The sequence below is a fragment of the Erythrobacter sp. Alg231-14 genome, assembly GCF_900149685.1.
GTDB lineage: Bacteria > Pseudomonadota > Alphaproteobacteria > Sphingomonadales > Sphingomonadaceae > Erythrobacter.
Genome location: NZ_LT702999.1, coordinates 2,769,028 through 2,788,249, shown reverse-complemented (window position 1 = coordinate 2,788,249; position 19,222 = coordinate 2,769,028). Strand labels below are relative to the sequence as shown.

16 protein-coding genes and 1 tRNA gene are annotated in these 19,222 nt (G+C 56.9%); 14 read left to right on the top strand and 3 right to left on the bottom strand.

Annotated features, from left to right (window positions below; all coding sequences use genetic code 11):
- Window positions 1–34 precede the first annotated feature (34 nt).
- Window positions 35–1,528: a M48 family metalloprotease gene (locus BQ8290_RS13385; RefSeq protein WP_337661408.1), complete on the top strand. Its 1,494-nt coding sequence runs from the start codon at window positions 35–37 to the stop codon at window positions 1,526–1,528.
- A 146-nt stretch (window positions 1,529–1,674) separates the two neighbouring features.
- Here BQ8290_RS13385 and BQ8290_RS13380 read toward each other — a convergent pair whose 3' ends face one another.
- Together BQ8290_RS13380 and BQ8290_RS13375 are read right to left on the bottom strand one after the other, a co-directional pair.
- Window positions 1,675–1,839 (bottom strand): Flp family type IVb pilin, encoded by a 165-nt coding sequence (locus tag BQ8290_RS13380; RefSeq protein ID WP_108791106.1) that lies wholly within the window; start codon window positions 1,837–1,839, stop codon window positions 1,675–1,677.
- Between the two features lie 115 nt (window positions 1,840–1,954).
- On the bottom strand, window positions 1,955–2,143 hold the full coding sequence (locus BQ8290_RS13375) for a Flp family type IVb pilin (protein ID WP_108791104.1): 189 nt from the start codon (window positions 2,141–2,143) through the stop codon (window positions 1,955–1,957).
- A 97-nt stretch (window positions 2,144–2,240) separates the two neighbouring features.
- On the opposite strand from BQ8290_RS13375, the gene BQ8290_RS13370 reads away from it, so the two are divergent.
- From BQ8290_RS13370 to BQ8290_RS13350, 5 genes are all read left to right on the top strand, one after another.
- The gene (locus BQ8290_RS13370; protein WP_108791102.1) at window positions 2,241–2,675 is read left to right on the top strand and encodes an NUDIX domain-containing protein; all 435 of its coding nucleotides are present in this window, start codon (window positions 2,241–2,243) and stop codon (window positions 2,673–2,675) included.
- Between the two features lie 128 nt (window positions 2,676–2,803).
- Window positions 2,804–2,880: transfer RNA gene (locus BQ8290_RS13365), tRNA-Arg, on the top strand.
- A gap of 327 nt (window positions 2,881–3,207) precedes the next feature.
- A complete protein-coding gene (gene folE, locus BQ8290_RS13360; protein ID WP_108791100.1) occupies window positions 3,208–3,831 on the top strand; it encodes a GTP cyclohydrolase I FolE in 624 nt (207 codons plus the stop codon).
- 45 nt (window positions 3,832–3,876) lie between these two features.
- Window positions 3,877–4,314, top strand: coding sequence for a hotdog domain-containing protein (locus BQ8290_RS13355; RefSeq protein ID WP_108791098.1), 438 nt, complete (start codon window positions 3,877–3,879; stop codon window positions 4,312–4,314).
- 45 nt (window positions 4,315–4,359) lie between these two features.
- A complete protein-coding gene (locus BQ8290_RS13350; RefSeq protein WP_108791096.1) occupies window positions 4,360–4,914 on the top strand; it encodes a DUF5655 domain-containing protein in 555 nt (184 codons plus the stop codon).
- A gap of 84 nt (window positions 4,915–4,998) precedes the next feature.
- Here the strand turns inward: BQ8290_RS13350 and BQ8290_RS13345 are convergent, their stop codons facing one another.
- Complete coding sequence (locus BQ8290_RS13345; protein ID WP_108792416.1) at window positions 4,999–5,478, bottom strand: redoxin family protein; 480 nt, start codon at window positions 5,476–5,478, stop codon at window positions 4,999–5,001.
- Between the two features lie 157 nt (window positions 5,479–5,635).
- Between BQ8290_RS13345 and BQ8290_RS13340 the strand changes: the two genes are divergently transcribed.
- The 8 genes from BQ8290_RS13340 to addA all read left to right on the top strand — a co-directional run bounded on the left by BQ8290_RS13340 (window position 5,636) and on the right by addA (window position 19,170).
- Window positions 5,636–6,442, top strand: a complete 807-nt coding sequence (locus tag BQ8290_RS13340; RefSeq protein ID WP_108791094.1) for a hypothetical protein — start codon at window positions 5,636–5,638, stop codon at window positions 6,440–6,442.
- Between the two features lie 116 nt (window positions 6,443–6,558).
- A complete protein-coding gene (gene ahcY, locus BQ8290_RS13335) occupies window positions 6,559–7,989 on the top strand; it encodes an adenosylhomocysteinase (RefSeq protein ID WP_108791092.1) in 1,431 nt (476 codons plus the stop codon).
- Between the two features lie 93 nt (window positions 7,990–8,082).
- Window positions 8,083–10,440, top strand: a complete 2,358-nt coding sequence (locus BQ8290_RS13330) for a PAS-domain containing protein (protein ID WP_108791090.1) — start codon at window positions 8,083–8,085, stop codon at window positions 10,438–10,440.
- On the top strand, window positions 10,437–10,919 hold the full coding sequence (gene tsaE, locus BQ8290_RS13325) for a tRNA (adenosine(37)-N6)-threonylcarbamoyltransferase complex ATPase subunit type 1 TsaE (RefSeq protein ID WP_108791088.1): 483 nt from the start codon (window positions 10,437–10,439) through the stop codon (window positions 10,917–10,919). The genes BQ8290_RS13330 and tsaE overlap by 4 nt, the downstream gene beginning before the upstream one ends.
- The gene (locus BQ8290_RS13320) at window positions 10,916–11,941 is read left to right on the top strand and encodes a phosphotransferase (RefSeq protein WP_108791086.1); all 1,026 of its coding nucleotides are present in this window, start codon (window positions 10,916–10,918) and stop codon (window positions 11,939–11,941) included. The genes tsaE and BQ8290_RS13320 overlap by 4 nt, the downstream gene beginning before the upstream one ends.
- The gene (locus tag BQ8290_RS13315) at window positions 11,938–12,660 is read left to right on the top strand and encodes a sugar phosphate nucleotidyltransferase (protein ID WP_108791084.1); all 723 of its coding nucleotides are present in this window, start codon (window positions 11,938–11,940) and stop codon (window positions 12,658–12,660) included. The genes BQ8290_RS13320 and BQ8290_RS13315 overlap by 4 nt, the downstream gene beginning before the upstream one ends.
- Window positions 12,653–15,676: a double-strand break repair protein AddB gene (gene addB / locus BQ8290_RS13310; protein WP_108791082.1), complete on the top strand. Its 3,024-nt coding sequence runs from the start codon at window positions 12,653–12,655 to the stop codon at window positions 15,674–15,676. Before BQ8290_RS13315 ends, addB begins: the two co-directional genes overlap by 8 nt.
- Window positions 15,673–19,170, top strand: coding sequence for a double-strand break repair helicase AddA (gene addA / locus BQ8290_RS13305; protein WP_108791080.1), 3,498 nt, complete (start codon window positions 15,673–15,675; stop codon window positions 19,168–19,170). The genes addB and addA overlap by 4 nt, the downstream gene beginning before the upstream one ends.
- Window positions 19,171–19,222 lie beyond the last annotated feature (52 nt).

The following is a 19,222-nucleotide window of genomic DNA, read 5'->3' as shown; positions in this document are numbered from 1 at the left end:
TGGGGCGCGGCGGAACTTTTGCGGGAGAGAACGCATGGCCAGAATTACAAAAGCGATGATCACGAAAAGGCACCTCGTCGCAGGTGCAGCGCCGCTTGCATTGGTTTTAAGCGGTTGCATGGGCGGGGGTTCCATCCCGTCGGCATCCACACCGATCACAACGACAGAGGCACAGCAGGGCGCGGAATATCACCCGCAATTGTTGGCGCAATTTGGCGGCGCAATGACAGGATCTCAGGCGCAATATGTCGAGCAAGTTGGCAAGAACATTGCCGTTCAATCGGGCCTTGGCAATGCGCGTGAAAGTTTCACCGTTAGCCTTTTGAATTCTCCGGTGAACAACGCTTTTGCGGTGCCGGGCGGGTACATTTATACGACGCGCCAATTGGTCACATTGATGAACAATGAGGCGGAATTGGCCGGCGTAATGGGCCATGAAGTCGGCCACGTCGCAGCACGTCATTCGCAACGCCGCCAACAAACCGCTCAACGCAATTCAATTTTGGGAGTGCTTGGCGCCATCGGCAGCTCAATATTGTTGGGCGATAGCGGCGTTGGCGAAACCCTTTCGCGCAGCTTCCTCCAAGGATCGCAGCTTTTAACATTGCGCTTTTCGCGATCACAGGAAACGCAGGCGGACGATTTGGGTATCCAATATCTGACCCAAGCCGGGTACGATCCGCGGGCTATGGGCACAGTTTTGGCAAGTCTTGCTGCTCAAAACAGCTTGGATGCTCAACTTCAGGGTCGCGACAACGCTACCGTTCCGGAATGGGCATCGACTCACCCCGATCCGGCCAGTCGGGTGCAGCGCGCGCTAGGTGCTGCGCAAGGGCTCCCCGGTACAGTCACGAATCGCGACACATTCCTGCAACGGATCGATGGCCTGCTTTATGGTGATGATCCCGAACAAGGCGTGATCGAGGGGCGCAACTTCATCCACCCAGAATTGCGGCTGACATTTGCCGCACCTCAGGGTTTCTACATGGTCAACTCGTCCAGCGCGGTGAGTGTGAACGGCCAAAGCGGACAGGCGCAGCTGACATTGGCACCGTATAACGGCGATCTGGATAGCTATATTCGTCGGCAATTCACCGAATTGGGCGGCGAAAACAACAATCTAACGCCGCAGAGCATTGAACGCACGACTGTGAATGGCATTCCGGCCGCCTATGGTCAGGCGCGCGTCAACAACGGCAATTCCCAAGTCGATGTGACGATTTTCGCGTATGAATTTGCGAGCAACCGCGCCTATCACTTCGCTGCGATTACGCCGGCGGGGCGCGCCAATACATTTTCATCCATGTTCCAGTCCATGCGCAGGATCAGCGCAAGCGAAGCGGCTCAAGTGATTCCACGCCGGCTTGATGTGGTCACGGTCCAACGCGGTGACACCGTTGCGGGTCTGGCGCGTCGCATGGCATATGATGATGGGCAGGTAGCCCGATTCCGCGTGTTGAACGGATTGAGCGCAAATGAAGGATTGATCGCGGGTCAAAAAGTGAAAATCGTCGTTCGCGGACGGTGATTGTTCGGGCTGTGCGCCCGGATCGTCGCGACGCTGCACAACGCTGCATTAAGGCGCGCGTTTCGACAATCACGGATTGCAGACACAAAAAAAGCGGCGGGGCAAAACCCCGCCGCTCTCTTTTTGGTCAATTAAGCCGTTAAGACTTAAGTTTCCATTTCAGTTTGAACTTCCGAGAATGTGTCCGAAAGGGTGTTACCCAGTGAACCCATTGCGGTGATTGCAGCAACAGCGATCAAAGCAGCGATAAGGCCGTACTCAATTGCAGTCGCGCCTTGCTCGTCACGAGCCATTTTGTTGAAAAATTTCATTTGTAGTCTCCTGGTTTTGGTCTTCGGTACCCGTGTCCAGCCAATTGGATTGCCCGGACATTTTTTGAATTAATGAATAGCTCTTGATAAATTCCTAATTTGGAACCTTTCAAATTTATGAACCGTCCATCGCCTCCACAGACGCGGTTTCAACTTCACTCCATGTTTCGATGGTCGCCTGGGCTACGCCCTGGAGAGCACCAATCATGGCGATCACGATCAAACTCACGATCAGTCCGTATTCAACGGCAGTGGCACCTGAATTGTCGTTCCAAATGTGCTTAAGGAATGGCGTCAATTTCATGAGGTCACCCGTCACTTACGTTCCTGATGAGTTACAAATCGCCGCGCGGGGTTAAGAAAAGATTGATGAGAGCCAACAAAATGGAAAAAAATCCGACATGGTAGAACGTGAAGCATGGGGACCGACCTATGTGGTTGCAGGGGCACTTCGCATTTCCGAAGACAAATGGCTTATGCATCGTAGACCTTTGGAAAAGGATCACGGCGGCCTATGGGAATTCCCGGGTGGCAAGGTCGAAGATACTGAAATTCCAGTAAAAGCTTTAGTAAGGGAACTGCACGAGGAGCTGGGCATAGAGGTCAGCGTCAGAGATTGTGAGCCGGCCGGATTTGCCGAGGAACGGGGCCTGTCGGCGCGGGCAAACGGGCGTTCTCCGATTGTCATAATGCTTTACACAATCGCCGATTGGAAAGGTGAGGCCCGCGCATTGGAAGGCGGACGAATCGAAAGATTTACGCCCGATCAGATTGCGAATTTGGACAAACCGCCTTTGGATCAGGAATTGGCGCGGCGGCTTTTTGGCAATCCTTGACGCGCGGATCGCGGATGAATGGAGCGGCGCGCGCTATAGCGCGGTGTTCGCAATAGGGGTCAGATTAGAAAGAACCCACAATCAGCTATTGCCAAGCGCGCGGCGGATGCTATGTGCCCCTTCACCGCGCGCCAGTAGCTCAGCTGGATAGAGTACCTGACTACGAATCAGGCGGCCGGAGGTTCGAATCCTTCCTGGCGCGCCAAGAAAACCCATCCTCTGCTGAGGGTGGGTTTTTTTGTTGGATCGTCCCGATCACCATCAGGGCACGCGAAAGCGGCGGATTCAGTTTACGCATTGATACAGGTTTATGGAGCCGGATCAGGGGATTGGGGGTGAAATCCCATGACCGTGCTCTATATATTGGCGGTAGGGAGAGGCTCTGAACGATTGTGAATGCGGTGAAGCGGTTGGCGTGCAAATTTTGCACGGAACCCTTTGATGCTAAATCGGTTTTTACTCTTAGGATCATGATAAACCATGGGAAGGGTCCATTTGCGGCTCTGCCTGGATGCCTAAGAAAGACAGTGCCATGAACTACTTGAACGTGCATGATTACGACGAATTTGACCCGGAGAACCCATTGAGTAAACCAGATGTTCCCGAAGACGTGCAGGAAGCGGTCCGCACTATTTTGCGCTGGGCAGGCGATGATCCCACACGCGAAGGCTTGCTCGACACCCCCAAACGCGTCGGCCGAGCGTGGCTTGAATATTGTCAGGGCAATCAAGAGGACCCCGCTGTTCACTTAAGCCGAATTTTCGAAGAAGTGGGCGGTTATGACGAGATCGTCCTTTTGAAGGGCATCCCATTTCATTCGCATTGCGAACACCACATGGCGCCGATCACCGGCAAAGCGCACATTGCCTATCTTCCCGATAAGAAGATCGTCGGCATCTCTAAACTCGCCCGCGTGCTGCATGGCTTTGCCAACCGTTTGCAGGTTCAAGAACGGCTAACCGCTGAAGTGGCGGAGTGCATTTGGAACAACCTAGAACCGCGCGGCGTCGCCGTTGTGATTGAGGCGGAACATGGATGCATGACTGGACGCGGGGTTAAAGTGCACGAAGTGGAAATGCTGACCAGCCGCATGATGGGGTGTTTCCTCGACGATCATCGCAGCCGCAAGGAAGTTATGAGTCTGATGGGCTTTTAAAGCACCGGCTTGAGGTAGGCGTCATTTCGTAGCACTGTTCGCGCGATGACGTCTTCACCTTACAAGCCGGTTCTTACGGCTCAGCAATTGGCCGACTTCTTTGTCGAGGCCTTTCCCGGACAGAACAGCGGGGCGGTGCAATTCGTGCGGGTTGATCCCGGCGTTGTTGAATTGAGGCAAACACCTGATGAAACCATGTTGCGGCCCGGCGGCATCGTTTCGGGTCCGACGCAAATGGCGATTGCGGATCGCGCTGCCTATGCGGTGATCCTCGCCCATATCGGAATCGTTCCGATGGCGGTGACCAGCAACCTTAATATGAGTTTCCTGCGCGCTTTGCCGGCAAAACCGTTCTTTGCCGGTGCACAGCTTATAAAACTGGGCCGCCGGCTCGCAACGGTTGATGTGCGGATTTGGTCCGATGATCCTGCCATTCTCGCCGCGCAATCCACGGTGACTTACGCCATCCCTGCGGAAACTTGATCGATCCCTCTGGCGCTATACATTGCCCCAATCAGGGAGTGTGCAATGTCGACAGTGGATAAACAACTCGCGACGATGTTGGCCAATGTGCCAGAAAAGACCGGCAAATCCATGGCCGACTGGATGACGGTGATTGCCGCATCGGGCTTGGACAAACACGGCAAGATCTTGGCGATGTTAAAGGGCGATCATGGCGTAACCCATGGTTTCGCCAATCTCATTGCGGCAGAGGCGTTGAAAGCCAATGCCGGGGACCAGGCGCCCACCGATCCGGTCGCCGATCAATATTCCGGCGCAAAAGAGGCGTTAAAGCCGATCTACGACGCGATCGTGGCTTTTGCTCAGTCATTGGGCGATGATGTCGAAGTCGCGCCCAAAAAGACCAGCGTCAGTCTTAGGCGCAAAAAGCAATTCACGCTCATCACCCCTGCTACGAAAAGTCGGATTGATCTTGGCCTCGCGTTGAAAGGGGATGCGGCACAAGGGCGTTTGGAAACATACAACGCCATGTGTTCGCACCGGGTCCGGTTGGAAAGCGTCGAAGATTTTGACGATGAAGTGAAAGCGTGGGTGAAAGAGGCGTATTCTCGATCTGGGTGATAGCCCAAAATCAAACGCGCCCCCGGCTTAGCGATAGCCGGAGGCGCGCAATGATGTCGTTAGGTCTAACTTTCGAGCGAGCGATCACATCTGATCGAGCATGTGCTCTGCGCTGGAGACTTTGAAATCGCCGGGCGCTTCGACGTTGAGTTGTTCGACGACACCGTCATTCACAACCATCGAGAAACGCTGACCGCGTTTGCCCATACCAAAACCAGAGCCATCCATGGTCAGGCCAACGGCTTCGGCGAAATCCGCATTGCCATCGGCCAACATAGTAATGTCGTCCGACCCAGCAGCCGAATTCCACGCGCCCATAACAAAGGCGTCATTGACCGCGGTGCCGACAATTTCGTCAACGCCTTTGGCTTTCAGATCAGCGGCCTTTTCGACAAAACCGGGCAGGTGTTTGGCCGAGCAAGTGGGTGTGAACGCGCCGGGTACAGAGAAAAGCGCGACTTTCTTGCCGGCGAAATAATCGGTGGCCTGAACCTGTTCGGGACCTTCGGCGGTTGCTTTGACCAAGGCTACATCGGGAAGCTTGTCGCCTACAGAAATCGTCATTGTTTTCTCCATCAGTTGTGGGCCCAATATAGGCACTTGGATCGCGGCGGCAATGGATAAGGACGCGGCAAAACGCGGTTAAGTTCGCTTTACTGTGGGTCTTGAACTTCGGGTAAACCTAGGCGGATAGTTTGTGTTCCGGTGGGTTGGAAAAGCCATGGGAGAGCAAGATATGCGCATGCACAGCAATTCAATCGGTCCTTTTGTCAAAGGCGTCGCGATCGCCGCGATGATGACCGCGACGACGGGCGCGTTTGCGCAGAGCGGCCCTCAACCGATCACGCCATCGTTCAACGGCGAATACATAAGCCCGATCATCGACAATGCACAAAACATCCGCAGCCTCAACATCATGTTGATGGTCACATCGTTGAGGTGCCGGACAAGCGGGCATGATTTCCGGGGTGAATACGAATTGTTCGCCGCCGCGCATCGCCAAAACCTCGAAGAGGCAAGCCAACATCTGACCCACAATTTGGTCGCATCGCACGGGGAAGACGGCAGCCACCGGGAACTGGACCGGATGGGTGTGGCGATTGCCAATCAATACGGGGATGGGCACCCAACCATGGGATGCCCTGAGTTAAAGCAGGCAACGTTAGAATTGGCGATGAGCCAAGATCGCGCTCAATTGGCAGCAATGGCGGGTCGGTTGCTGGATGAAAAAGCCGATGCGCCTCTTGTGGCGCAATGGACTGCGTCTTCGCGACCTGGCCAAACCGCGCCTGCTGTGCATAGCCCCCCACAAGTCGAAACCCAATTCTCTGACGCACCACAGGCCGTGGCACCATCAGAGCAAAGCAACCGCAATCCCGGCGAATCCGAAGCGCGGCAACCGACAAGCACACATCACAACCCTGCAAAGGCACGACGTGCATTGAATGAACCGCAGGCCATGTCGGATGATGGGGGGCAAGCGGAACAATCGGATCGGGAACGCGTACCGAATTGGCTGCGGGGGTAGGGCGCCTAATGGAGATGGTGGTGGTGCACATAGAGATATAAAGAAAACTTTATATTTGATTGTCCGCGGGGAGATCGCTAGGGGCGCGTAATAATATTACCCTATCGGAGACTCTCATGGCCAAGACAGCATCGGGCAACGCCCCCACCCAAGAGCACATCATCAAAGACATTGCCCTTGCGCAATATGGTCATGATGAAATCGGGATTGCTGAAATTGAGATGCCGGGCCTTATGGCTCTGCGCGAAGAATACGGCGCGGCACAACCGTTGAAAGGTGCACGGATCACCGGGTCTTTGCACATGACGATCCAGACCGCCGTTTTGATCGAAACGCTTGTCGCTCTTGGCGCGGATGTGCGTTGGGCGACCTGCAATATCTTCTCAACCCAAGATCACGCCGCCGCCGCGATCGCCGACCAAGGCATTCCAGTGTTCGCGATCAAGGGTGAAACGCTCGCCGATTACTGGGATTATGTTGGCCGCATTTTCGATTGGTCCACCGACAGCGACCTCGACCTCACAACCAACATCATCTTGGATGATGGCGGTGACGCGACGATGTTCGCATTGTGGGGCGCGCGCCTTGAAGCGGGCGAAGAGATGCCAGCGCCTGCGAATGCCGAAGAAATCGAATTCCAACGCGCATTGAAAGCCTATGTCGCTGCAAAGCCGGGTTACCTCACCAAATCGGTGCAGAACATCAAAGGCGTTTCTGAAGAAACCACCACAGGCGTTATGCGTCTTTATCAGATCGCCAAACAAGGCAAATTGCCTTTCCCTGCGATCAACGTGAACGACAGCGTGACCAAATCGAAGTTCGACAACCTTTACGGTTGCAAGGAATCCTTGGTTGATGCGATCCGCCGTGCAACCGACGTTATGTTGGCAGGTAAGGTCGCATGTGTCGCGGGTTACGGCGATGTTGGTAAGGGATCGGCTGCGTCGCTGCGCGATGGCGGCGCCCGTGTGATGGTGACCGAAGTCGACCCAATCTGTGCCTTGCAAGCGGCCATGGATGGCTACGAAGTGGTCACGATGGAAGAAGGCGCAAAGCGTGCGGATATCTTCGTCACCGCCACCGGCAACGAAGACGTTATCACCGGCGAACATATGAAGGCGATGAAGAACATGGCTATCGTGTGCAACATCGGCCACTTTGATAGTGAAATTCAGATCTCTGCTCTCGACAATTACGAGTGGAAGGAAATCAAAGAGGGCACCGATATGGTGACCATGCCCGATGGCAAATCGTTGTTGATCCTTGCCAAAGGCCGTTTGGTGAACTTGGGCTGTGCCACCGGTCACCCAAGCTTTGTGATGAGCGCGAGCTTCACCAACCAAACGCTGGCTCAAATCGAATTGTTCACCAAGTCGGATGAGTATGAGAACGACGTCTACGTTCTGCCAAAGCATCTCGATGAAAAGGTTGCCGCGTTGCACCTTGAAAAATTGGGTGTTGAGCTGAGCAAGTTGAGCCAGAAACAAGCAGATTACATCGGCGTTCCGGCGGCTGGACCGTTCAAACCAGACCATTACCGCTATTAATCATCCGATTGCCCCCACAACTAAACGATGTTGTGGGGGCTTTCGCCCTCTTATGCGGTTGCAAGCTTCGCATCTCCGGCATAGCTGGTTCTTATGGAATTTTCGCCGCTTGCCCTGATTGCGATTGCGCTGCTTCTTGCTGGGTGGACCATTGCGGCTGTGATCGCGATGTTGCGGGCCGGTGCAAAGACCCGGCGGACCAAGGCGCTTCAAAAATCGCTTAAGCGAATGCAGCAAATGTTGGACGTCGCACCGGCGATCCCTTTGCTGGTTCGGGTGGATGGCCGGATCGAAGCGCCAGAGCGGCTGGCGCGGTGGCTTGGCCTTGATACGATGCCGACTTTCTTAAGCGAATTGAGCGGTGAGAACGGTACGGGATTGTCGGCCGCGCAAACCGCCGATCTGACAGAGAAGATCGCGCTAACTCAGAAAAGCGCCGCCCCGTTTCAAATGGTTCTTACCCCGCCGGGCGCGAAACGGAGCCTGTCTTTGCAGGGGGCCTTGGCCGATCCTCAAGTGTCACCGGGCGGTGCAGCGATCGTTTGGGTGTTCGATTTCACAGCCAGCGAAGACGAATTGTCGCAATTGCGCGATACGGCCGGGCGGGCAGAGGCGGATTTTTCCGCGTTGATCGGCCTAATCGAAGCGGCGCCCATGCCGATGTGGTTCCGCGATGCCGACATGCGATTGAGGTTGGTCAATCAAGCCTATGTTGAGGCCGTGGGCGCAGAAAGCCTGCAAAAAGTGGTCGCCGAGCAGGTTGAATTGCTGGAACCTGATGGCGGCAAAACCCCCGCGGACATCGCGCGTGACTGTTTAGAGAAGCAGGTGGAATCGCAGCGCATCGACGCCGTCACAATTGATGGCGAACGGCGCAGTTTGCGAGTGACCGACCTACCGCTTGGCCAAGATGGAGTGGCCGGCTACGCGATCGATATTGAGGAACAACAACAGGTTACGCGAGAGTTCAAAGCGTTCCGCGATGCACAGCGGGCGATGTTGGATCAATTGTCCATCGGCGTTGCCCAATTCAACGCTCAAGAACAATTGACCTTTGCGAACCGGCCGTTCCGGCGCCAATTTGGATTGACCAACGAAACCGTGGGCGCACGATTGGCGTTCGATCGGTTCCTAGCCGAAGCTCGTGAAAACGGCAGCACGCCGGAAGTTCGGGATTTTCCCGAATGGCGGCGCGAACATCGCGCATGGTTCGACAGCGCGGAAACTCAGGAAGAAAATTGGCCCTTGTCGGGCGGCACGCATCTTAGAATTGTGGCGCAGCCTATGCCCGATGGCGGGCTTGTCATGTTTGCAGAAGACCGGACCGAGCAATTGGCGCTGTCTGCAACGCGCGATACATTGCTGCGCACGCGCACGGCCACTTTGGACAGCCTAATCGAAGCGCTCGCCATTTTTGCCCCTGATGGTTCGGTCCAATTGTGGAACCGGAGTTTCGCCGCGACATGGGGGCTGCCACCGGAATTCCTCGACACCCATCCCAGCGTCGAAGGGTTGTTGGAAGCGATTGCGCAAAACCTCGCCAAGCCGGGGCATTCCGAACAAATTGGCGGTGTTGTGCGCGCGGCCACATTGGATCGGCGTGAGAAACAAGGTCAGGTGGTTTTGGCCGATGGCCGCACATTGCGATTTGCCGGGGTGCCGCTGCCGGATGGCAACGGATTGCTGACTGTGTTGGACATTACGGATTCGCAAAAGGCCGAAAAGGCATTGAGAGATCGGGCGGTCGCATTGGAGGAAGCGGACGCGGTCAAGGCGCGGTTCCTTGCCAATATGTCGTATGAATTCCGAACGCCGTTAACGACGATTGGCGGCTTTGCCGAATTGTTGAAAAGCGGCGCAGCTGGCGAAGTGAACGAACAGGCATCCGAATATGTCGATGCGATCCTAACCTCGGTCGCGCGATTGACCGAACAAGTGGAAAATGTGCTCGACCTGTCTCAAAGTGAGGCCGGATTGTTGCCCATCGACAAAGAAGAGATCGACCTACTCCCTTTCCTTACCGGATTGGTGCGAGATCGGGAGCAGTTGATTATCAACGCCGGATTGGGCCTTGATCTCAAAGGGAAACGTGGACGCATGGCGGATGCCGATCCGCGTCAATTGGCCCGTGCGGTTGGAAACCTATTGGACAATGCGATCCAAGCGACCCCCGAAAACGGCAAGATTGTGATCGAAATTCCCAAGCCTGCGAAAGGCGATGCATGGGGCGCGATGATCATCATAACCGACAATGGCAACGGCATGACCCCCGATGAATTAGCCCGCGCAGAAGGCAATTTGAACGCGGCCGATCGCGATGTCGATGCGCAAGGTCAGGGGTCAGGTTTGGGCATTCGCTTGGCTCGGCAATTGGTAGACGCGCACGGCGGAACCTTGGAAATTGCGAGCGAGAAGGGCGTCGGAACGGTCGCGGCCATCACACTGCCATGACCGATTCTCCTGCCGCTTTAGAAACGCGTCACATTTTGCCCGATCTTCGCGCGATGGAGGCATTCGGCGCTCGGATTGCTTCCTCCTTACGCCCGGGCGATGTCGTCGCGTTAGAAGGGGGATTGGGCGCGGGCAAAACGACGTTAGCGCGCGCGATTATCGCAGCATTGGGGTATACGGGGGAGGTTCCTTCGCCCACCTTCACGATCGTAGAAACCTATGATACGCCGCCTTTGCGTTTGCCGATAGTCCATGCCGATTTTTATCGGTTGAACGATCCGAGCGAGGTCGAGGAAATCGGCCTAGATGATTACCGCGACGGTGCCGCCTTGATTGCGGAGTGGCCCGATCATGCGGGCGGATTTGGCTATGAAACCGCGTGCCTGACCATTGCAATAGAGCCTGCCACTAAAGATGCGGATGGCGGTCGGATTGCGATTGCTCGGGCGGGTGCGGATTGGCTAGAGCGGTGGTCATGAACGAACTCCCCAAAGGCCTTGAAGAATTCCTAACCGACGCAGGGTGGGGCGGGGCCGCCATAGACCCCATTCCCGGTGATGCGTCATTTCGGCGATATTTCCGCATTCGCCGTGATGACGGCAGCACGCCGGCTCGCGCAATGTTGATGTACGCTCCGCCGCCGGAGGAAGATCCGCAACCGTTCTTGGAAGTCGGCGCATGGTTGAACGACAACGGTTTTCGCGCGCCGCAAATCTATCATGAAAAACCCGCGCAAGGTTGGGTCCTAACCGAAGATTTTGGCGATGATCGCATGCGCGAATGGATTGAGGCCAACCCATCCGGAGAGATTGGCGCCTACAAGACCGCGGTCGATGTGCTTAGCACGTTATCGCGGACCGATCCGGGGCCCTTCGCGCCCTATGATATGGATGTGTATCTGCGCGAAGTCGGATTGTTGGTGGAATGGTACTGCCCGGCAATGAACCTTAGCGTGGATGATAATGGCTTCTATGCCGCTTGGACCGAAGCGTTGACGCCGTTGATCGACGCGAAAAATCCGGGCGTTACCGTCTTACGCGATTATCACGCCGAAAATATCATGATGCTGTCGCCCGAAAAGGACGGCGAAGCGGCAGGAACAGGCGCGCAGGGCTTGATCGATTTCCAAGATGCATTGGTTGGTCACCCGGCCTACGATCTTGTCTCGCTGCTTCAGGATGCGCGCCGCGAAGTTTCAACTCAGTTGGAACGCGACATGCTCGACTTTTACCGGGGGCAATGCGGTTTGTCTGGCGAAGCCGGCGATCAATTTGAAGCGGATTATGCGCGGCTTGGTGCGCAACGCAACGCGAAGATCGTGGGCATTTTCACGCGGCTTTATAAGCGTGATGGAAAACCGCGTTACCTCGACCTGATCCCGCGAGTTTGGGAGGCGATGGAGCGCGATTTGGCGCACCCGGGAATGGCTCCTGTTGCACGGTGGTTTGATGCCAATATTCCTCCCGAACTGCGCAAGGCCCATGGGGGCAAAGTGGCATGACCAAACCGGGTTTGGCGAGCGACACGGCCATGATCATGGCAGCCGGGATGGGCAAAAGAATGCGCCCTCTCACCGCCTCAACGCCCAAGCCGATGGTCCGCGTCGCAGGAAGACCCTTGATTGATCACGCTCTCAATCGGTTGGAAGATGCCGGCGTGGCAAACGCTGTTATCAATGTGCATTACCTTGCCGATGCGCTTGAGGCGCATGTTCGAAACCGTGTTCAACCCAAAGTGGTGATTTCCGATGAGCGGGATCAATTGTTGGAAACGGGTGGCGGCATGGTCAACGCGCAATCGCATTTGCCCGATCCATTCTTTTGTCTAAACGCCGACAACATCTGGCTTGATGGCCCGCGCGACGCGTTTCATGATCTTTCGAACCGGTGGGATCCAGAAAAGATGGATGCGTTGTTGTTGCTGGTCGGCCATGCGCGCGCCGCGAATTTTAATGGCTTGGGCGATTTTTACATGGACCCCGAAGGGCGCTTATCGCGCCGTCGACCGGAACGGATCGCTCCATTTATCTACACAGGCATTCAATTGGTATCGCACCGTTTGTTGCGCGATGCCCCTGATGGCAAATTTTCGACCAACATCCTTTGGAACCGCGCGATCGAAGAGGGGCGCTTGTTTGGCGTTTCATTCACGGGGCAATGGTTCGAAGTGGGCACTCCCGAAGCAATTCGGCCCACCGAAGACGCGCTAAAACGTGGGTGAAGGGCAACAGCCCACGGTCTATTCGATCGCGGCTCATCGCGGTTTTGCCGATGCGTTGGTCGCGGGGATTGTGCCGCGCTACGGTGATGCTGAATTTGGTCTAGCGCGGCTAACGATGTTGGTGCCCAGCAGCCGCGCAGCGCGCACCATGACCGAAGCGTTCATTCGTCATGCCGGCGACACAGGCACAGCCGGAATGTTGATGCCTCGCATGGTTGCGGTTGGTGATCTCGACCTTGATGAAGCGTTAGGGGCGTTGCTCGATCCCTTGGGTGCGCGCGATATTCCACCTGCTGTGGAACCAACACAACGTTGGTTGGAGATCGCCGAACTCATCCGCCAAGAACGCGCCGATCTAAAGGAAACGCCGCTGCCCGGGGCCGCGCGGTTGCGGTTGGCGCGCGATGTGGCGCGGACGATGGATCGGCTTTTGGTCGAAGAAAAAGCGCCCGAAGATCTGACCGGCGACGCGGTGCTTGATCTGTTGGGTGATTTGTCCGGCCATTGGCAAAATTCGCTACGGTTGTTCGCCCGAGTTCAGGCGCGATGGCGGGTGCGGTTGGACGAATTGGGCGCGGTGGACGCAGCGACACGGCGCAACATGTTGTTCGACCGTGCGGCGCGCAAATGGCGCGAAACGCCGCCTCTATCCCCCATTATCGCTGCCGGTGTGACCAGCGCATCGCCGGCCTTGGCGCGGATGTTGCGCGCGATTGCGGGACTGCCCAATGGCGCGGTTGTTTTGCCCGATCTCGATCTGGCCTTGTCCGATGAGGCTTGGGATGAATTGGGCCAAGCGGGCGCGTCAGATGAGCCGGGCGGTGATGTCTTTGGCGGCAAGGACGCGCTGACCCATCCGCAATATCACCTCAAATTGCTGCTTCAGAGGATGGGCGTTGCGCGGGCCGAGGTCCGACCATGGCATCGCAAAGGGACCACAGCAGCAGAACCCGCCCGCAGTCACGCCATTAGCTCGCTATTCCTGCCCCCACAGGCGAGCAAATCGTGGATCACTTTGGATAGAGACAAACGCCGCCTAACCGGCGTGCGTTTGATGACCAGCGCAACCAGCGAAGAGGAAGCACAAGGGATAGCGATGCTGGTCCGTGAGGCGTTGGAGGAGCAAGAGAAACGAGTGGCTGTCATCACGGCAGACCGTTCGCTGGCCCGCCGGGTTGCCCAACATTTGGCGCGTTGGAATGTGGATGCGGACGATTCTGCGGGTCGATCCTTGGCGTTGACGCCTGCCGGGCGGTTGTTTGGCTTGGTCGCGGAATTGGCATCGCACGGAGCAAATCCGGCGCAGCTCATCGGCACGCTGGCGCATCCATTGGTGCGATCGGGCGACCCGGACGAGCGGCGCGTGTGGCTGCAATCTTTGCGGGCGTTTGATCGCGCCTTGCGCGGCCCCACGCCGGCGCCTGGATTGGAACCCTTGCGGGAGATCGCCCGCAAAGCCGGAATTGGAGAATGGTGGGAAGAAGTCGCGGCTGTTTTGTCACCGGTCTTGGATGCTTCGCCCGATATCTTGCTAGCCGATGCGATCGATAAAGTGGTGGTCGCGGCAGAAGCTTTAGCCGGAGAGGCCGCGTGGGCGCGAGAGGATGGTCGGGCATTGTCGGCCATGGTCGAAGACCTGCGATTGCATGCGCGCGCATTGGAGACGCGCATTGCCACCGATGATCTGGCCGGGATCATGCGTGATGCGATGGAGGAAATCGCGGTGCGTCCGCCTTATGGGGGACACCCGCGCGTTGCGATCTATGGATTGTTGGAATCGCGCATGGCTCGCGCTGATTTGGTTGTATGCGGCGGTTTAAACGAAGGGTCTTGGCCACAACTTCCCGGTGCCGATGCGTTGTTGGCGCCGGGCGTTTTGCGGGCACTGGGCGTCCCGGGCGCCGAATTTCGGATCGGGCTATCTGCGCATGATTTGTGCGGCGCATTGGGCGCACCCGAAGTCGTGTTGAGTCGCGCCCAGCGTGATTCAGAAGGACCGACCTTGCCATCGCGCTTTTTACTAAGGGTCGAAGCGTTGTTGGGTGAGATGGCGGAAGATCATCGGGAGAAACGAATTCCGTCGATGCTACCCGCGCTAGACCGCGCGCCGCCACCTGCTCCTGAATATCCCCGTCCAACGCCGCGACCCAATCCGGATCAACGCAAGGTTGATATCAAAGTCACCGCGCTCGATCGGCTTTTGGGTGATCCGTATCAATTCTACGCTCAAGAGATTTTGGGCCTGAGTAAGATGGACCCGCTCGCAGCGGATCCCTTTGGTGATCCAGCGTTGCGCGGCACATTGGTGCACGAAATCCTTGATGCGTGGCACAAGGCGCGCAGAGCCGAACCGGATTTAGCGCTTATCCCATTTGCCGCTCGAAAATTCGAAGATGCTCGGGTCCACCCGCTTTTCAAAGGCTTGTGGCAACCGCGTATTTTGGCGGCGATGGAACGGTTTGAACAATGGGTGGACGAAGCCGCCGCCGATGGTCGCATCGTCCTTTCAACCGAAAGCAAAGGCAGCATGGTTGTCAACGGGATCACCGTGCGTGGCCGCGCGGACCGGATCGATCGGCATGAAGATGGAACGTTGGCAATTGTCGACTACAAAACAGGCGGCTCGCCCAGCGCCGCTCAGGTTGAGGCCGGCTACGCCTTGCAAATGGGTTTGCTTGGCCTGATTGCGCGCGATGGTGGGTTCAACGATGATGACCAAATCATCACGGGCGACGCGACCAAGTTTGAATATTGGTCATTGGCCAAGAAAAGCGGCGAATTTGCCTATCAAGATGAACCGTTAAAAACCGGCCGCAAGCGGTCTGGTCTAACGCCGGAAGAATTCCTACCCTGTCATGAGGATTTCTTGAACAAGGCAATTGGCACCTATTTGTTGGGCGACGCACCGTTCACGGCCAAGGAAAACCCAGATTACCCCGGCTATTCCGACTACGATCAATTGATGCGGTTGGAAGAATGGGTGATCCGATTGTCTGAACCGGGGGATGTAAGATGAGCGGCGCGGTCTTTCCCCTGCAAGACAATCAATTGGATGCCGCCAATCCGCGCGACAATGTGTGGCTTTCGGCGTCGGCAGGCACCGGCAAAACTCAGGTGTTGTCGGCTCGCGTTCTACGTTTGTTGCTAACCCCGGGCGTGGACCCAAGTCAGATCCTTTGTCTAACTTTCACAAAGGCAGGGGCCGCGGAAATGGCCAACCGTATCAACGCGGTTTTGGCGCGATGGGTTCGGTTGGAACCGGGGCGTTTGGCGGTTGAATTGTCGCATCTGGGTGCGGACATCGACCCCGCAACACAGGAGCGCGCGCGCACTTTATTCGCTAGCGTGATCGATTGCCCCGGTGGCGGGCTGCGCATCGATACGATCCACGCCTTTTCCCAATGGCTCTTGGCCAATTTCCCCGAAGAAGCGGATTTGCCCCCCGGTGCCCGTCCGATGGAGGACCGCGAAAAGGAATTGTTGGCGCGCGAAGTCTTGTCCGAAATGTTGGACGAAACTCAGCGGGATTATGACCCCACAATTGTTGCCGCCGTTGAAAATTTTGCGCTGGTGAAGGATCCCGATGCCCTGCGATATTGGTTGATGCGATGCGCGGGCGCTGCGGATTTGTGGGAAGGGGCCAACGCTTGGCAACCGCCAATGCGTGGACGTGTCTTACGATTGTTGGACATGCCCAGCGACGCCGACGAAGCATGGGTCAATGCGGGTTTGGACACAGATGTGTTCCCCGATGATGCCATGCGCGCGATGCTGCCCCTGATGCAGGAATGGGGCACAAAAACAGGCGAGCAAACAGCCGAGTTTATCCCGCGCTGGCTGTCGATGGACCTGAATCAACGGATCGCCAACATCGACGTCTTCTTCGACACGATCTTAAAGAAAGACGGCACTCCGCGCGCCATGGCCAAACCGGCCAAGGCCCAACCGCGCTTAAGCCAATGGCAAGACGACATTGCTCAAGCGATCGCGATGGTTTCCGAACGTCGGGCTTTGTTGGCCTTGGCCGAATTTGTCACGCCGGCGCTTGAAATTGGGTGCGCCTTTGCGTTGCGATGGGAGGCGGCGAAAGCGCGCGAGGGATGGCTCGATTTTGACGATCTCATTCGCAAAGCAGCCCATTTGCTGGGCACGACACAGGCGGCCGACTGGATCCGCTACAAACTCGATCGCAGTTTTGATCACGTCCTCATTGATGAAGCGCAGGACACCAACGCATCGCAATGGGACATCGTCTTTGCCTTGATCGACGATTTCTTCAGCGGGGAGGGCGCGCGGGGCGATGTCGTGCGGACATTGTTCACGGTGGGCGATTACAAACAGGCGATCTTTGGTTTTCAGGGGACCAGCCCTGAAAACTTTGCGAAGGCAAAGGACAAAGTCCACGCCCGCATCGAAGCCGCCAAATCCCACGCCCATGAATTGCGCGAAGATCGCCGATTGCCGACATGGAACGATTTGGATCTGGGCCGATCCTTCCGCACCGCTTTGCCCGTACTCGATTTCGTCAATCGCACGATTGAGGGGATCGGTTTTGAGGCATTCGGCCTTACCAAAGCGCCAGCGGAGCATGTGGGCGCGGATCGCGCAGGTCTTGTCGCAATGTGGGATCCGGTCACCGGCAAACCGGATGATGACGATGTTGATCAAACACGCGATTGGTTGCCCGCGCACGACACCCAATTGGCCGAAAAGATTGCCGAACAAGTGCGCCGCTGGGTCAGCGACGAAGAGCCATACGTCCTAGAAAAGGGCGAAAAGCGCCACGCACGCGCGGGCGACATCATGGTGTTGGTGCGCAAACGTAAAGACTTGGCCGCGCAAATTGTAGCCAAACTGCACGCAAAAGGTGTGGCGGTGGCTGGCGTCGATCGGCTCCGCTTGGGTGCGCCGCTCGCGGTGAAGGATTTGATGGCGGCGTTGCGATTTGCGGCGCAGCCTCTCGATGATCTTAGCCTTGCGAACTTATTGTCGTCCCCATTGATGGGCTGGTCTCAGGACGACTTGCTTGCCCATGTCCCGCGCCCGAAAAAGGTGCGATTGTGGGAACATATCCGCAAAAGCAGCGATCCGATGGTTGTGCAGTCGGTGGAAAAATTGGGTGCGTTGCTGCGCCGTGCGGATTTTGACACGCCGCAAGATGTGTTGGCGTGGTTGTTGACCGGCCCTTGGCATGCGCGCCGCGAATTGATCGCGCGATTGGGGCGAGAGGCGAACGATCCGATTGATGAATTGGTCAATGCAGCGTTTTCGTATCAGAGCGCCCACACGCCGAGCCTGGCAGGCTTCATCGAATGGTTTGACGCTGGCGACGGTGAATTGAAACGCGATGCGGATGAGGCAACAGGCCAAGTGCGCGTGATGACAGTGCACGGTTCGAAAGGCCTGCAGGCACCCATCGTAATCCTAGCCGATGCGACGGGAGAAACCGGACAGGGTGGATCGCTTGAACTGGCTGATGATCCCGTTGGAGATCAGGCTGCGGACGCAAGTCCAGTGCCGTTGCCTTCGCTGTCGAAGGACGAAAAGGTTGGCCCGGTGAAAGCCGCCGATGACCATGCCAATATTGCCCAAATGCAGGAACATTGGCGGTTGTTGTATGTGGCGATGACCCGCGCAGAAGAAGCCTTGTTTATCGGCGGATCGCTTGGCCGGAGATACGCCGACAAAGGTCCACCCGAAGACAGTTGGTACGCGCATCTAGAACCCATTTTTGATGGTCCGCCGATGGAAGATCCGATTTGGGGCACTCGGCGTGAATGGGGTGTGCGGGCCGATCCCTTGGTCGTTGATGACACAGCGATGGCGATGCCCCCGGCGCAGGCTTTGCCCCATTGGGCAACCGCGCCAATTGGCGATGAACCGCGTCCACCCAAACCCCTCGCGCCTAGCAATGCGGGCGAAGAGCGCGGCCCCGATCCACCCCTGGCGCCCGATGCGGCGGCGATTGCCGCGCGGCGCGGGACCTTGATCCACCGATTGTTGGAACGTTTACCCGATTTGCCTGTGACGGACTGGCGCGAAGTGGCAGGCGCGTGGATGGAGCGTCATGCCCGCGATCTGGACGGTCCGGTGCGCGATGAGATGATCGACAGCGCCATCGCGGTCTTAGACGATCCGCAATTCGCCGCGATATTCTCTCCCGATGCATTGGCAGAGGTGCCGTTGGCGGCGACGATTGGCGGTGTTGTGGTGGCCGGCATGGCGGACCGATTGTTGGTCACAAAGGACGCAGTGACCGTTATCGATTTTAAAACCACGCGCCGCCCGCCAATGCGCGTGGATCGCGTGCCCAACGCGACGGTGCGTCAGATGGCGGCCTATGTTGCCGCGCTTGAGGTGATCTATCCCGGTCGCGCGATCCATGCTGCCGTCTTGTACACGCAAACGCCGCAAATCATTGCGCTTTCGGACGTTACATTAGAGGCACAAAAGGATCGTTTGGGCGCGGCGCAGGATTCCTATTCGCCCGAAACCATCACAGCGTATTGAGTGCGGCGCTTGCGCACCCTAAGTCTGTTGCAACGACATTTAAGGAGAAGCC

Bases quoted from the DNA above. Each gene is read 5' to 3' on its own strand.
- BQ8290_RS13385 (WP_337661408.1), top strand. From the start codon at position 35: ATGGCCAGAATTACAAAAGCGATGATCACGAAAAGGCACCTCGTCGCA.
- BQ8290_RS13380 (WP_108791106.1), bottom strand. From the start codon at position 1,839: ATGAAATTTTTCAACAAAATGGCTCGTGACGAGCAAGGCGCGACTGCA.
- BQ8290_RS13375 (WP_108791104.1), bottom strand. From the start codon at position 2,143: ATGAAATTGACGCCATTCCTTAAGCACATTTGGAACGACAATTCAGGT.
- BQ8290_RS13370 (WP_108791102.1), top strand. From the start codon at position 2,241: ATGGTAGAACGTGAAGCATGGGGACCGACCTATGTGGTTGCAGGGGCA.
- folE (WP_108791100.1), top strand. From the start codon at position 3,208: ATGAACTACTTGAACGTGCATGATTACGACGAATTTGACCCGGAGAAC.
- BQ8290_RS13355 (WP_108791098.1), top strand. From the start codon at position 3,877: ATGACGTCTTCACCTTACAAGCCGGTTCTTACGGCTCAGCAATTGGCC.
- BQ8290_RS13350 (WP_108791096.1), top strand. From the start codon at position 4,360: ATGTCGACAGTGGATAAACAACTCGCGACGATGTTGGCCAATGTGCCA.
- BQ8290_RS13345 (WP_108792416.1), bottom strand. From the start codon at position 5,478: ATGACGATTTCTGTAGGCGACAAGCTTCCCGATGTAGCCTTGGTCAAA.
- BQ8290_RS13340 (WP_108791094.1), top strand. From the start codon at position 5,636: ATGGGAGAGCAAGATATGCGCATGCACAGCAATTCAATCGGTCCTTTT.
- ahcY (WP_108791092.1), top strand. From the start codon at position 6,559: ATGGCCAAGACAGCATCGGGCAACGCCCCCACCCAAGAGCACATCATC.
- BQ8290_RS13330 (WP_108791090.1), top strand. From the start codon at position 8,083: ATGGAATTTTCGCCGCTTGCCCTGATTGCGATTGCGCTGCTTCTTGCT.
- tsaE (WP_108791088.1), top strand. From the start codon at position 10,437: ATGACCGATTCTCCTGCCGCTTTAGAAACGCGTCACATTTTGCCCGAT.
- BQ8290_RS13320 (WP_108791086.1), top strand. From the start codon at position 10,916: ATGAACGAACTCCCCAAAGGCCTTGAAGAATTCCTAACCGACGCAGGG.
- BQ8290_RS13315 (WP_108791084.1), top strand. From the start codon at position 11,938: ATGACCAAACCGGGTTTGGCGAGCGACACGGCCATGATCATGGCAGCC.
- addA (WP_108791080.1), top strand. From the start codon at position 15,673: ATGAGCGGCGCGGTCTTTCCCCTGCAAGACAATCAATTGGATGCCGCC.